At 62.9% G+C, this 12,850-nt stretch carries 11 protein-coding genes and 2 tRNA genes; 5 read left to right on the top strand and 8 right to left on the bottom strand.

The features are described from left to right. Positions 1–85: 85 nt before the first annotated feature. Complete coding sequence (locus DQG19_RS01080; protein ID WP_116124381.1) at positions 86–559, top strand: 23S rRNA (pseudouridine(1915)-N(3))-methyltransferase RlmH; 474 nt, start codon at positions 86–88, stop codon at positions 557–559. Continuing rightward, complete coding sequence (gene tilS / locus DQG19_RS01085; protein WP_157974254.1) at positions 556–1,893, top strand: tRNA lysidine(34) synthetase TilS; 1,338 nt, start codon at positions 556–558, stop codon at positions 1,891–1,893. Before DQG19_RS01080 ends, tilS begins: the two co-directional genes overlap by 4 nt. A gap of 33 nt (positions 1,894–1,926) precedes the next feature. Here tilS and DQG19_RS01090 read toward each other — a convergent pair whose 3' ends face one another. The 3 genes from DQG19_RS01090 to DQG19_RS01100 all read right to left on the bottom strand — a co-directional run bounded on the left by DQG19_RS01090 (position 1,927) and on the right by DQG19_RS01100 (position 5,700). Further along, complete coding sequence (locus tag DQG19_RS01090; protein ID WP_116124383.1) at positions 1,927–2,823, bottom strand: flagellar motor protein MotB; 897 nt, start codon at positions 2,821–2,823, stop codon at positions 1,927–1,929. Between the two features lie 143 nt (positions 2,824–2,966). Then, positions 2,967–4,559: a S8 family peptidase gene (locus DQG19_RS01095; protein ID WP_116124384.1), complete on the bottom strand. Its 1,593-nt coding sequence runs from the start codon at positions 4,557–4,559 to the stop codon at positions 2,967–2,969. After that, positions 4,549–5,700, bottom strand: coding sequence for a cytochrome c biogenesis protein (locus DQG19_RS01100; protein ID WP_116124385.1), 1,152 nt, complete (start codon positions 5,698–5,700; stop codon positions 4,549–4,551). Before DQG19_RS01100 ends, DQG19_RS01095 begins: the two co-directional genes overlap by 11 nt. 152 nt (positions 5,701–5,852) lie before the next feature. Between DQG19_RS01100 and DQG19_RS01105 the strand changes: the two genes are divergently transcribed. Then, a complete protein-coding gene (locus DQG19_RS01105) occupies positions 5,853–6,407 on the top strand; it encodes a YqgE/AlgH family protein (protein ID WP_116124386.1) in 555 nt (184 codons plus the stop codon). A 50-nt stretch (positions 6,408–6,457) separates the two neighbouring features. Further along, complete coding sequence (locus DQG19_RS01110; protein ID WP_116124387.1) at positions 6,458–7,456, top strand: hypothetical protein; 999 nt, start codon at positions 6,458–6,460, stop codon at positions 7,454–7,456. Positions 7,457–7,510: 54 nt separating this feature from the next. Here the strand turns inward: DQG19_RS01110 and DQG19_RS01115 are convergent. The 5 genes from DQG19_RS01115 to pncA all read right to left on the bottom strand — a co-directional run bounded on the left by DQG19_RS01115 (position 7,511) and on the right by pncA (position 11,271). Then, a tRNA-Leu gene (locus DQG19_RS01115) sits at positions 7,511–7,594 on the bottom strand. Positions 7,595–7,674: 80 nt separating this feature from the next. Continuing rightward, positions 7,675–7,756: transfer RNA gene (locus DQG19_RS01120), tRNA-Leu, on the bottom strand. Positions 7,757–7,797: 41 nt separating this feature from the next. Further along, positions 7,798–9,111, bottom strand: a complete 1,314-nt coding sequence (rimO, locus tag DQG19_RS01125) for a 30S ribosomal protein S12 methylthiotransferase RimO (RefSeq protein ID WP_116124388.1) — start codon at positions 9,109–9,111, stop codon at positions 7,798–7,800. A gap of 53 nt (positions 9,112–9,164) precedes the next feature. Further along, a complete protein-coding gene (locus DQG19_RS01130) occupies positions 9,165–10,376 on the bottom strand; it encodes a redoxin domain-containing protein (protein WP_116124389.1) in 1,212 nt (403 codons plus the stop codon). Positions 10,377–10,647: 271 nt separating this feature from the next. Beyond that, the gene (gene pncA, locus DQG19_RS01135) at positions 10,648–11,271 is read right to left on the bottom strand and encodes a bifunctional nicotinamidase/pyrazinamidase (protein WP_116124390.1); all 624 of its coding nucleotides are present in this window, start codon (positions 11,269–11,271) and stop codon (positions 10,648–10,650) included. A 112-nt stretch (positions 11,272–11,383) separates the two neighbouring features. Between pncA and DQG19_RS01140 the strand changes: the two genes are divergently transcribed. Continuing rightward, positions 11,384–12,613, top strand: coding sequence for a DEAD/DEAH box helicase (locus DQG19_RS01140; protein WP_116124391.1), 1,230 nt, complete (start codon positions 11,384–11,386; stop codon positions 12,611–12,613). Positions 12,614–12,850: the final 237 nt, after the last annotated feature.

The following is a 12,850-nucleotide window of genomic DNA, read 5'->3' on the forward strand; positions in this document are numbered from 1 at the left end:
CAGGCCGGCAAGGTAAAGCGGACCATCCCGCCGCGCCACCCGCGGGCCGAATGCCTACCTTGCTCACCGACCAATAACAGTACAAGTGAAAGTAGCGGTCTATTACACGGGCAAAACCGCGGAGAAATACCTGCGGATGGGCGAGGAGATCTACGCCAAACGGCTGACGCATTACCTGCCCATTGAAATTACCGTACTGCCCGACATCAAGGGAGGCGGTAAGTACAGCCCCGAACGGCTCATCGAGCTCGAGGGGGCCGCCCTGCTCAGCCGCGTTGGTCCCGACGACTACCTCATTCTGCTCGATGAATCGGGTACGGGGTACACCAGCGAAGCCTTCGCGGCGTGGCTAGAAAAGCAACTGCATCGCCCCGCCCGCCGCCTGGTATTCGCGGTCGGAGGCGCGTATGGCTTCTCCCCCGCCCTCTACGAACGCGCCAACCACCTGCTGCGCCTGAGCGAGATGACCTTCAGCCACCAAATGGTCCGCCTGTTCTTCACCGAACAGCTCTACCGGGCCATGACGATCCTCCGCAACGAGAAGTACCACAACTCGTGAGCTCCCCTAGCCTGCCCGAGCGGTTTCGAAGCCTGGTGGATCGCCACCAGTTGCTGCGCCCTATGGACCGGGTGCTGCTGGCCGCCAGCGGCGGATTGGACAGCACGGTACTGGCTCACCTACTCCACGAGGAGGGGTATACCTTCGGCATCGCCCACTGCAATTACGGCCTGCGGGGCGCGGACTCCGACGGCGATGCGCAGTTCGTCGGGGCCCTCGCTGCCCGCCTGGGTGCGGCCTTCCACGTAACCACCATCGAGCTGCCCCGGGCCGGAGGCGAAACCATCCAGCTGCAGTTTACGGCTCGCACGAAGAGGTATAAATATTTTGAGAAAATTCTGGATGAGTACACTTACGATGTGCTCTGCACGGCCCACCACCTGGATGATTCGCTGGAAACGATGCTGATCAACCTGCTGCGCGGAACCGGCCTGTCGGGTATCCGGGGGATCGCGCCCCGCACCGCCTTTCCGGTGGTGCGCCCGCTACTGGAGGCCTCCCGCGCGGAAATTCTGGCCTTCGCCCGGTCCCGTGAGCTATACTGGCGCGAAGACGCGTCCAACGCTTCCACCAACTACCTCCGCAACGCCCTCCGCCACCGGGTGGTGCCGCTACTTCGGGAATACGGACTGCAGGATGACGGGCTGCGGGGTACCCTCTCCCACCTCCGGTCCGCCGAGCGACTACTCCTGCGGGGCGCCACCCGGGAACCGGCCTTCGTACGGACCGGCCCGGTACTCACCTGGGACCGCGCCGGAGACGAGCTTGACCCGGTAGATGCCCTTACCGTTTTGCGGTTGTTGTCGCCCGACACCGGGTTTACCGCCGAGCAGTACCGTCAGATGGTGTACTCCGAGGGCACTACCCGCTTGTCAAGCCGGACCCACGAAGCTTTCGTGAGTCCGGGCCTGGTCCGCCTGCAACCCCTGGCACCGTCCTATGGCCCTCACACGGTCCGGGAGTTGCCCTACGAGGTGCACCTCCCCGGGCTGGGCCGCCTGTTACTCGACGTAGTACCGCCGCCGCAACAGCTAAAGACGGCCGGAACCCAGTACGTTCGTTTTCCGGGATTCCCCCTGCACCTGCGTCCCCGCCGCAACGGCGATCGCTTCGCCCCCCTGGGTATGGAGGGCAGAACTAAAAAGGTGAAAGACTACTTCACCGACGCGAAAGTGCCGCCCTGGGAGCGGGACGCTACGCCCTTGCTCTGCGATGCGGACGGCCACATCGTCCTGATCGTAGGCCACCGGATCGCCGAGCCCTATGCGGTCGGCAATGAGGGAAAGGATGTGCTGCGGGTACGGCTGCAAAGACAAGGCCCCGATCCATCATAACGAATCGGGGCCTTGGTAGTACCTGCCGGTGGATTATTCCGGGATCCTATTGGGATCAAGCAGGTCGTAAAACTGGTTCAGCTTGGGAAGCAGGATGATGCGGGTGCGGCGGTTGGTCGAGCGATTCTCGGCGGTGGAGTTGTCCACCAGCTGATTGTACTCGCCGCGGCCGGCCGCTACCAGACGGTTGGGATCTATGTCGTACTTGTTCTGCAGGGCCTTTACGACAGACGTGGCGCGGAGCACGGAGAGGTCCCAGTTATCCTTAACACAGGCAGAGTTGATGGGGACATTGTCGGTGTAGCCTTCCACCATGATCTCCAGCGAGGGGCGATCCTTGGCGATAGCGGCGATCTTGGCGAGCACTTCTCCGGCGCGGTCGGTGATCTGGTAGCTGCCGCTCTTGTAAAGCATCTTATCGGACAGGTTGATGTAGACCACGGTTTTGTCGACCTGGATGTTGACGTCCTCATCCTCGATGCCGTCGCGCAGTACGCTCTTCAGGTTTACGGCGAGGGCGAGGTTGATCGAGTCGGCCTTGGACTTGGCCGCCTGCAGGAGGCGGATGTACTGGTCCTTTCCTTCCAGCTGCTGGAGGGTGTTGCCGATGTTCTCGTTGGCACCCTGGCTGAGCACGGTGAGGTTACCCACTTGCTCGAGCTGGGCGTCGCGCTGCTTGCGGAGGTCGGCGATGGTTTCGTCGCGGTCCTGGGCGCGCTGCTGGGCGCTTTCCAGTTGCTGATTGATCTGCATCTCCCGGCGCTCGCATTCAGCGAGTTGCTGGGCGTAGCGGTTGATCTCCTGATCGCGCTGGGCGATCAGCTCGTCGCGGGAGGCCAGATCGGTCTGCAGCGATTCGTATTTCTTCTTGCTGACACAGGACGAAAGGCCGATGAGCAGAAGTAAGAGTAAAGCAAAATTCTTATGCATAATTAAGTAAGGTTGTGTAGACTTTCCGAACCCACGTTCGGGAGCTTGCCATAAAACACCAGCCCCCGCACCATGTTCGCGCGACAAAGAAGACGGAAAGTTTACAATTTCCGGCACGTTGCGGCTAGAAATTTAGGCCATTACTAGAAAATGATGCAGGGTGCCCGCGCTACCCGGTCCCCGTCGCGGAGTTCCACCACGTAATACCCCGCCGGCAGCCGGGAAATATCGATGGTCACTCCTACTTCGTTGCCGGCAACCCGATCGGTCCGGGGACGCACCACCGCGTGCCCGGCCATATCGTATACGACCACGGCGGCCGTGGAGGAAAGCGCCGTGGCAGAGGTAAGCACGGTCATCCGGCCGTCGGAGGGATTCGGCACCACCGACAGCACCTCCAGCGGGCCCGTATCGCTGACGCAGCTAAAAAGTAGTACGTCGCGGGCGGCCGCGACGTCGAGCGAGCCCCCGGTGACCGTGCGGCCCGCCAGCGAGGGTCGGCTTACGGTTGATGCGAGCAGGGCGTCGCGCACCAGGCGGGCCGCGGCCGGGGGGTCCCGGTCCGTGAGTGCTGCAACCGCCGGGCAGGGCGTGGCGTACAGCAGGGCGACGGCGCCGGCCACGTAGGGGGCCGCGGCACTGGTACTTCCGAAGGGGGCGTAGCCGTTGTTCGGGCGGGTCGAGTAGCTGCCTTCCCCGGGAGCGGCCAGATCCACCACCGTGCGGCCGTAGCCCGCCGACGGGAACAGCCCGTCGGACACCCCGAGGTTGGTCACCGCGAGCAGGAACTCACTCGGGCAATCGGTGGGTACGTCGCCGATCGCGTCCACGTCCTCCGCCACGTTCGATACGCTGGCTGCCGTCAGGATGCCCGCCGCCCCCAGCCGGTCGTACATGCCCCCCCACACCGGATAGTCGGAGCAGGTGGCCCCTTCGATGCCGAAGCTCGCATTGGTCACCACGACGAAGGCTCCGCGCCGTCCGGCGGATTCCCGAAAGGCGGTCCGTTGATCGATGATGTACTGGTATGCGGCGATGATATCGGCCACCGTGCTGATCTCCAGCAGCATGAGGCTGGCGTCCCAGTTGGCGCCGGTGACGCCGATCCCGTTGTTACCTACCGCCCCGAGCAGGCCGGCTACGGCCGTACCGTGGGGGTCGGCGTCGTAGCTCGCGGTATCGCCGATAAAGTTCCATCCGTGGAGGTCGTCCACATAGCCGTTGCCGTCGTTGTCGATGCCGTCACCCGCAACTTCCCCGGGGTTACGCCACAGATTGGCGACCAAGTCCTCGTGATCCGTAGCGAATCCCCCGTCGAGTACTGCCGTGACGATGGGCACCCCGCCCGCGGTCCGGCCCCCGGTCTGCTTTTCCCATACTGTCTCAAAACCCGCGCGGCCGAAGTTTTCCTGCCGCGCGTAAAGGGGATCGTCGGGTACCGCCCGCCACGTCACCCGGTAATCGTACTGCAGGGCGCGTACGCCGGGGGCTACCCGCAGGCGTTGGTACGCCTTGGCGGCGGCGGCGCTGTCGGTGAAGTGCAGCAGGTCGATATCCGGAGCCAGTGCCCGTCGTTGAGCGTCACCCCGGGCTTTCTTTACCGGGGCCTCCGAAGTATAGGCGACAATCAGTCGGTCCGCCATTCGCTGGGCGCGAGCGCAGGTGCAAAGGGCCAGCGTTAGCAGCAACATCAACGGGTACCGTACCCGCAGGAAAAGAATACCTTCAGTACGCATCGCTCCGGCGTAGCAGCCGCTCCGAGGCGACCCGCGCGCGGTAGGCCACGCCCGCCATCCAGCCACCGAAGAGCGTCCACCCAATGATGGTGGGGTAAAACACCATCCGCATGGTGCTGTCGAGGTCCTCCCCGCCCATGGCCGGGTTGCCCTCGGCTCCCGGGTGCAGGCTGGTCGCCGACATGCGCGGCAGAATGTAGATCAGCGGGATGAGGCAGGCGAAGGCGAAAATGTTGTACACCGCCCCCAGCCGGGCGCGCCGTTCGGGATCCGGGAAGGCGGCCCGCAGTACGAAGTAGCCGGCGTAGATCAGCAGGGCGATCAGGGTGGTGAACTGCTTGATGTCCCAGTTCCACCAGCTGCCCCAGGTGTACTTGGCCCAGACCGCTCCGGTGAGCAGGCCGAGAACGCCGAACAGCATACCGACGCCGGTGAAGACCAGCGACCAGTGGTCCGCCCGTTCCATAGCGGTAAGGTTACGGAGGTCGGTATAGTCGGTGACCGTCCCCCCCTCCTGCGCCGACTTGCGGCGCAGGTACTTCACCGCGTACACTACCGCCGCGATGAACAGGAACATCATGGCGAACCAGAGGCTTACGTGGAAGTAGGTGTTGCGGATCGTCTCCGCTAGCAGGCTGCGGTACGGGAAGGTCATGCCCGGGTGGGCCGTCAGGTCTCCGGCCTGCATGGCGCCGATGGTCCAGGCTTCGGCCAGGGCCGCGGGGTCGGCAGGGGTCGTTTCCTGCCGCAGGATCACCGCATCCGGTGAGACGAAAGCACCGGTCACCGGTCCGCTCAGGATGAGTGAAAGCTTCTTGTTCTCCGGCTGGTCGGCGGGCAGCCCGTCGGGCACGTCGAAGGTGACGTCGGCGCGACGATCGTCGACCACTCGAACGGAGGTCGCCCGCAGGGCGTATCCGTCTCCGTAGTTAAGCCAGGCCCGCAGCTCGCCGGCGTCGTCGGTAAAGGACGTATTATAGCCGAGCACCCGAAAGGTGTTGGCCTCCGCGAAGGTAGCGGCGTTGGGGCTGACGCTAAGCAGGTTGGGCTTGAGCGGCACGGTCAGGCCGGCGATCAGCGCATAGACGAGAATAAGGACGGAGAGCAGTTTCCACCAGTGCTGACGCATCAGTTTTTCCATGCGCCAAAGGTACGACTAGCGGGCAAGGCGACGGAGCCTGGCCGCGACACGCCGTGAAATCCGACACCCCGGTGATGCAACGATTAGGATTTGGGTAACAAACCAAGATCGCCGGCGCACCGTTTTACCTGCGAACCTCCAACTCCCGCCCCATGTCCCAGCAGCTCACCAACGGAACCATCCTCCTCGCGGAACCCTTCATGCTCGACCAGAATTTCAAGCGCAGTACCGTGCTCCTCGTCGAGCACAATGCTGAAGGAAGTCTTGGCTTCATCATGAACCGCCGCGTCAGCATGCGCGTCGACGAACTGGTCAAGGACTTCCCCGAATTCGACGCACCGGTGTACTTCGGTGGCCCGGTGGGCACCGATACCGTACACTACCTCCACCGCAAGGGCGACCTGCTGGAGGGCAGCGACGAGGTGACCCGCGGCATCTACTGGGGTGGCAACTACCAGCAGCTGCGCGCGCTGATCGACCAGAAAGTCATCACGCCCGGCGACATCCGTTTTTTCGTGGGCTACAGCGGGTGGTCCGAGCAGCAGCTACAGGAGGAACTCAATTCCGGCAGCTGGGTCACCGCCCGCATGGATCCCAATTACCTCTTCAATAGCGACCCGGATGCCCTCTGGGCTCAGGTCATGGAGAACAAGGGCAACACCTTCGGAGTCATCGCCACCATGAGCGAGGGGGCCAACTTCAACTAGGCGCTTGCCCCTCCCCGCTACCAAACTAGTGGCGGCCTTACCTTTGCGGTATGCACTCCGTCGTACTTACCGCTCTCCGCTCGCTCCTCATGGAAGAAGGCCGTGTCTGCCTTCCCGGCCTGGGCACCCTCTTGGTCGTAGAGCAGCCCGCGCTGGTCAGCCTGATTGAAGGCAAAGCCTCGGCCCCGGCGGCCCGCGTCGGCTTCAACGCCAACCTGGTGGTCGACGACGGACGCCTCCTGCGGGAGGTTGACCGGGACGCCCTCGAAAGTTTCCTGCAACAGACCAACCAGAGCCTGGATGCTGGCCGTACCGTGTCGCTCGAGGGGATCGGCAAACTGTACCGGCAGCCCGACGGCGAGCTGCGCTTCTCCGGTTCCGGGGAAAATTTTCGTATGGAAAGCTTTGGACTGCCGGCCATTCCGGTTCGCCCGATCGTACGCAAGGAAAAGCCGAATCCGGACGCCCCCAAGCCCGATCCGGTGCCGGTACGGAAGATGAAGGAGTCGAAGCTGGGCCGCCGTTACGGCGGCTACGCCTGGTACGCTGCCGCCGGCCTCGGCGTGCTGGCGGTCATCTTTCTGCTCTTTCGCCTGGCCGGCACCCTGAGTTCGGAACTGTCAACTGAGGCCCGGGACCGGGCCGAAGTCCCCCGCGAACGCCTCAACGTCTCTCCCTCCCGGCCGGAGCGCCGGCGCGAACCGGCGGTAGATGCCGGAGAGGTATCGCCCGCCCCGCCACCGCGCCTCAACACCGCACCCCTGACCGAAACCGCACCCGCGGCAGCTGCCACTACCGAGAACAACGTCGCCGTCATTGCCATCGGCCTGTTCGGACGGCAGCGAAACGTGGATAAGCAAACGCGGCGGCTGGAGGAAGCGGGCTACACGCCCTACACCGACCGGGAAGGCCGTAACACCCGCGTGGGCGTACAGGTGGAGTACACCGATGAGGCGGAGTTGCGACGCGTGCTGCGGGAAGTGCAGGCCAGGTATACCGAAGATGCCTACGTGATGCGCGTGAACGGCGAGGAGCGGCGGCCCCAATAAAAAAGGCCCCGATCCGGTGAAGGATCGAGGCCAAGCAGAACTTAGGAAGCTCTGTGCCGGAGGGGGGAGTCGAACCCCCACGCTCGTAAAAGCACACGCCTCTGAAACGTGCGTGTCTACCAGTTTCACCACTCCGGCGAAGTAACGGGCCGCAAAGATAGACGTCCCGGTTTTATTTCCAACTCTTCAGGCAATCTTTTTTGCCCTTTCTGAAGAAGTACCGCCAGTGGGAATCGAACCCACACTCCCGGAGGAACTGGATTTTGAATCCAGCGCGTCTACCAATTCCGCCATGGCGGCAGGTACCTTTCAGTGCGGGGGCAAACATACTGGTTGCCCGCTTACTCCGCAACCAGTTCCGCGATTAAATCGTATTCGGTAGCCGAAACTACGCGGGCCGTAACCATATCACCGGTCCGTAAATAGGCGGCCGTGGCCGGAAGGTGCACTTCGTTGTCGACATCGGGGCTATCGTACTCGCTGCGACCGACGTAGTGGTCCCCGTCGTTACGATCGATCAGGACCCGGAGTACTTCACCGATGCGGGCCTGGTTGAGTTCGAGACTGATATCCCGTTGCAGGTCCATCAGTCGTTCGGCGCGTTCGGCCTTGACGGCGGCCGGCACGTCGTCCTCCACGTCGTAGGCCCGGGTGTCTTCCTCGTGGGAGTACTGGAATACCCCCAGCCGCTCGAAGCGCATCTCGCGGACGAAGTCACACATCTCCTCGAATTCTTCCTCGGTCTCACCGGGGTAACCGACGAGAAAGGTGGTCCGGATCGCGATGCCGGGTACGCGCTCCCGGGCGAAGCGGATCAGGTCGGTGGTTTCCTGACGGGTCACCTGCCGGCGCATGCGCTGCAGCACCGCGTCGGATCCGTGCTGGAGGGGGATGTCCAGGTAGTTGCAGACCTTGGGCTGCTCGGCCATCACGTCAAAAATTTCGCGCGGGAACTTCGAGGGGTAGGCGTAGTGCAGCCGGATCCATTCGATGCCCTCGACCTTCGCCAGGGCTTCCAGCAGGGTCGGCAGCGTGCGGCGCTTGTAGAGGTCAAGCCCGTAGTAGGTAAGCTCCTGGGCGATCAGCATCAGCTCCTTCACGCCGTTGCGGGCGAAATTCTCGGCCTGCCGTACGAGTTCCTCGATGGGCCGGCTGACGTGATCGCCGCGCATGAGGGGGATCGCGCAGAAGGAGCAGGTGCGGTTGCACCCTTCGCTGATCTTCAGGTAGGCGTAGTGCTCCGGGGTGGTGATGAAGCGTTCCCCGATAAGGTCGTGCTTGTAGTCGGCCTCCAGGCGGGCCAGCAAGCCCGGCAGCTCCATGGTGCCGAAGAAGTCGTCGACCTCCGGGATCTCCTCCTCCAGGTTGTCCTTGTAGCGCTGGCTGAGGCAACCGGTTACGTACAGCCGGTCGATCTCGCCGCGGGATTTCCGATCGGCGTAGTCCAGGATAGTATTGACGCTCTCTTCCTTGGCCAGGTCGATAAACCCGCAGGTATTGACGATGACGATATTAGCCGCATCGTTGCTGTCGTGGCGGACCTCGTAGTCGTTGGCCTGCAGCTGGGTGATGAGGTTCTCCGAGTCCACGAGGTTTTTGGAGCAACCGAGGGTAATGACGTTGACCTTGTCGGGTCTCAGCGTTCTGGTTTTCATACGCTTGCGCTTAAGGGGCGCAAAGGTACGGAAAGCTGACCGGCCCTACCCCATCAATAGTAACGCCCCATCATTTTGTGCTCCACGATGGCCCGCTTGAGCTCCAGGAAGTCCACTTCGGCCTGGTGGCGGTACACCACCTCCCCGCCCGGTTCCACGAGCAGGGTGTACGGCAGGGCGCCGTTCCAGTCGGGGTCCAGGGCGGCCACGAGGTCGTAGATGTTGTCGCCCGTAAAGTGGTAGTTGTCGACGCCGGAGTGGACCTGCTCCAGGAACTTGAGCGCGCGCGCACCCTGGTCGGGTTTGTCGGCCGAAATGGATACGAATTCAAAATCGCGGGCGCCGTACATCCGCTGCAGCTTGATGAACTCCGGATACTCCATCACACAGGGGCCACACCAGGTGGCCCACACGTTGATCAGCCGGAGCTTATCACCGTCGGCGTTGGCTACGATCTCTTTGATCTTGTCGACGCCGGCGGGTTCCAGGGTGACGGGGCGGGCCTGCCACTTGTCCTCGGATTGCTCGTTGTACTCGGTTTTCCAGGCCCACTTGGTCGAGCAGCCGAAGGTGGGCGTAGTCGGGTTGGGTACGGGCTCACCGGCCAGCAGGGCATCGGTGGCCGCGCGAAGGTCTTCGGCCTGGGCAGTACCGGGGCGTTCGCTCTCATCGATGCGGCCGGTGTAGCGCAGGACGCGGTCGGCATCGAGGATAAAGACGTGGGGCGTGGCCACCGGACCGTATTTGAGGGATACGGCGTGGTCGTCGCCGTCGTAGAGGTAAGGGAAGTTGAAGCCGGCGTAGTCAGCCCGGGTTTCCATGACGTCGTAGTCATCGTTCAGGTCGGTGTAGCCGAGCTCTTCGTAGAGCAGGCCGAGGGGACTGTTGGGGCTGATGGCAATCAGTTGTACGCCCCGGTCGGCGTAGTCGCGCTGGAAGTCGATCAGTCGTTGCTCGTAGGCCTGGGCGGTCGGACAGTGATTGGCAGTAAAGGCGATAACGACCACTTCGGCATCGGCGTAGTCAGCGAGGGAGTGCATCTCGCCGTCGGCCCCCGGCAGCGTGAAATCGGGGGCCTGCGACCCGACGGCCAGGGTAGTCACCTCCTGTTCGGGCACGGGTTGGGGATCGGCTTCAAAACTCGGTGCGGAAGTCGCTTCCTGGGTGACACTGGTGGCCGCTGGGTCCTCCGGCTCGGCATTATCACTACCGCAGGCGGAGAGCAGTAGGCACAGAAAAAGGAGGGAGAAACATTGCTTTGTCATGATCGAATCTTACGGTGACCAAAGTACGAAACACCCGCGAGCCCTCCCCACATCGGATGTGCTCGACATCCGATGTGGGAGCGCGTCATCCGCGGGGACACGCCCAAATGCTGGTCGTTACCCGACGGACATCCGATGTACGGCACATCGGATGTCGGTTAAATCCCAGGCTGGCTGCGGGTCGTAGGGGTGTACAAGCCGGTAGCTTGGAAAATATCGCGTCTTTTCCGCCCGACATCGGATGTCGGGGACATCCGATGTCGGGTATGCCCTAGAGTTCGCCGGATTCCGCCACCGTAGCACCGGCCGCCCGCATGTCCTCGATGGCCCTGGCACCGTCGCCGGGGGCAAGCTCAACGGGGCGCGTACCGTCGGCGATGAGCGTGACGGAGAAGCCTTCCTTCAGGGCGTCCAGCACGGTGAATTTGACGCAGTAGTCCTGCGCCAGGCCCATGACATGTACGGTAGTGATGCCCCGCTCGCGCAGCCAGTCGGCCAGGCCCGTCGACTTGCGGTGACCGTTATCGTAGAAGCCGGAGTAGCTGTCGATCCGCGGATCCGTGCCCTTGCGGAAGACCTTATCTATACCCGCTGCCTCAAGGTCGGCGGCGAATTCGGAACCCCACGTTTCCTGCACGCAGTGGATGGGCCAGAGCACCTGCTGCAGTCCGTGCAGGTCGATCACCTGCCCGGGTTTGCGCCACATATGGTTAGCGGCGAAAGAGCCATGGTCGGCGGGGTGCCAGTCCTGGGTCCCGACGACGGTCCGGTAGCGCGGCATCAGCGCGTTGGCCAGGGGTACGACCCGGTCGCCCTCGGGGACGGGGAGCATGCCGGTGGGTAAAAAGTCGACCTGCAGATCGACGAGGAGTAGGGCAACGGTTGCGGGAAACATAGGCACGGGTGTGGGCCAAAGATAGCAAGCTCCCCCACCCCGCCCGTAACCAACCGCCGCTGGAGCACGTTCTTTGCACTGCACCCGCGCGCCGCCGCCCCAAGTCCCGCCCATGAAATTTTCCGAATATCCCCTCTCGCCCGAACTGAAGCGTAGTATCGCCAAGCAAGGCTGGAAATGCCCGACGGACATCCAGTACCGCGCGATCCGGCCGATCCTGGAGGGGGAAGACGTGCTCGCTATTGCCCAGACGGGCACGGGTAAAACGGCGGCCTTCGCGATCCCCATCCTGCAGAAGCTGCACGAACGCAAGCAGAGCCAGCGGCGCGAGACGGGCATCGGCTGCCTGGTCATGGTGCCCACGCGGGAACTGGCGCTGCAGCTCACCGACGTCTTTACCGCCCTGGCGCAGGGCACGCGGGTGCAGGTACTCGGCCTGACCGGCGGCGTGGAGATCGAACCCCAGATCGCTCAGCTCACCAAGGAACTCGACCTCCTCATCACCACCCCCGGCCGCATGTACGACCTGCTCGGCCGGCAACTCCTGCGCCTGGAGCGGGTGGATATTCTGGTGCTGGACGAGGCCGACCTGATGCTCGACATGGGCTTCATCGACGACATCCGCGGCGTCATCGGCCACCTGCAGAAGCGCCACCAGACGCTTTTCTTCAGCGCCACCATCAACGAGCGCATCAAGAAACTGGCCTATTCCCTGGTACGCAACCCCATCCGCATTCGCATCTCGCCGAAGGACCCGGTCAGCAAGAACGTGGACCACTCGGTGGTCTTTATCGACATGGATGACAAGCGATTCTTCCTGGAGCGCTTCGTCAAGGAGAACCCCGAAGCCAAACTGCTGGTCTTCGCCCGCACCCGCGTCCGCTGCGAGCGCATCGCCAGGGCCATGGCGCGCGTAAACATCCCCACCATCACCTTACACGGCGACATGGAACAGGCGGAGCGCGAGTCGGCCCTGGCTGCCTTCCGCGCCGGGGAGGAGCGCGTCATGGTGGCGACCGACGTGAGCGCGCGGGGCATCGATATTCCCGACGTCACCCACGTGATCAACTACGACCTGCCGGAGCAACCCGACAACTACGTACACCGGGTCGGGCGGACGGGCCGGGGCAAGCACCGCGGCGTGGCCTATTCTTTCTGCGCCCCCGAAGAGCACGAGCTACTGCGGGCGGTAGAGGCGTATACCGGTAACGACATCAAGGTGGTAGACCTGGACCGAAGTCAGTACCGCGAAACGCTGACGCTGAGCAAGGAAGACCGTATGGGCCTGGCCGAACTGATGGAAGAAGCGGAGCGCGCTACCAAAAAACGCAAGCGAAAGTGACGGAATAGCGGCGTTCCCGGAGCGGGTCCAAATAATTTTAAAAAAACCCGGCGACGATAATCGCTCCGCCGGCGGTATAACTGGGCGATTAAATTGCGTGTACCTACATCTCAATACAAAATTCTGCAAACCGCCTGATTTGTAACTGTCAACCGGACATGATTTTGTCATGGGGTTGCTACACCCCCGGGAGAGACCGATCTTTGCGGCCGCATTTGTAAACGACCCCAAAATAAA

This window comes from Lewinella sp. IMCC34183 (assembly GCF_003390915.1).
Lineage (GTDB): Bacteria > Bacteroidota > Bacteroidia > Chitinophagales > Saprospiraceae > Neolewinella.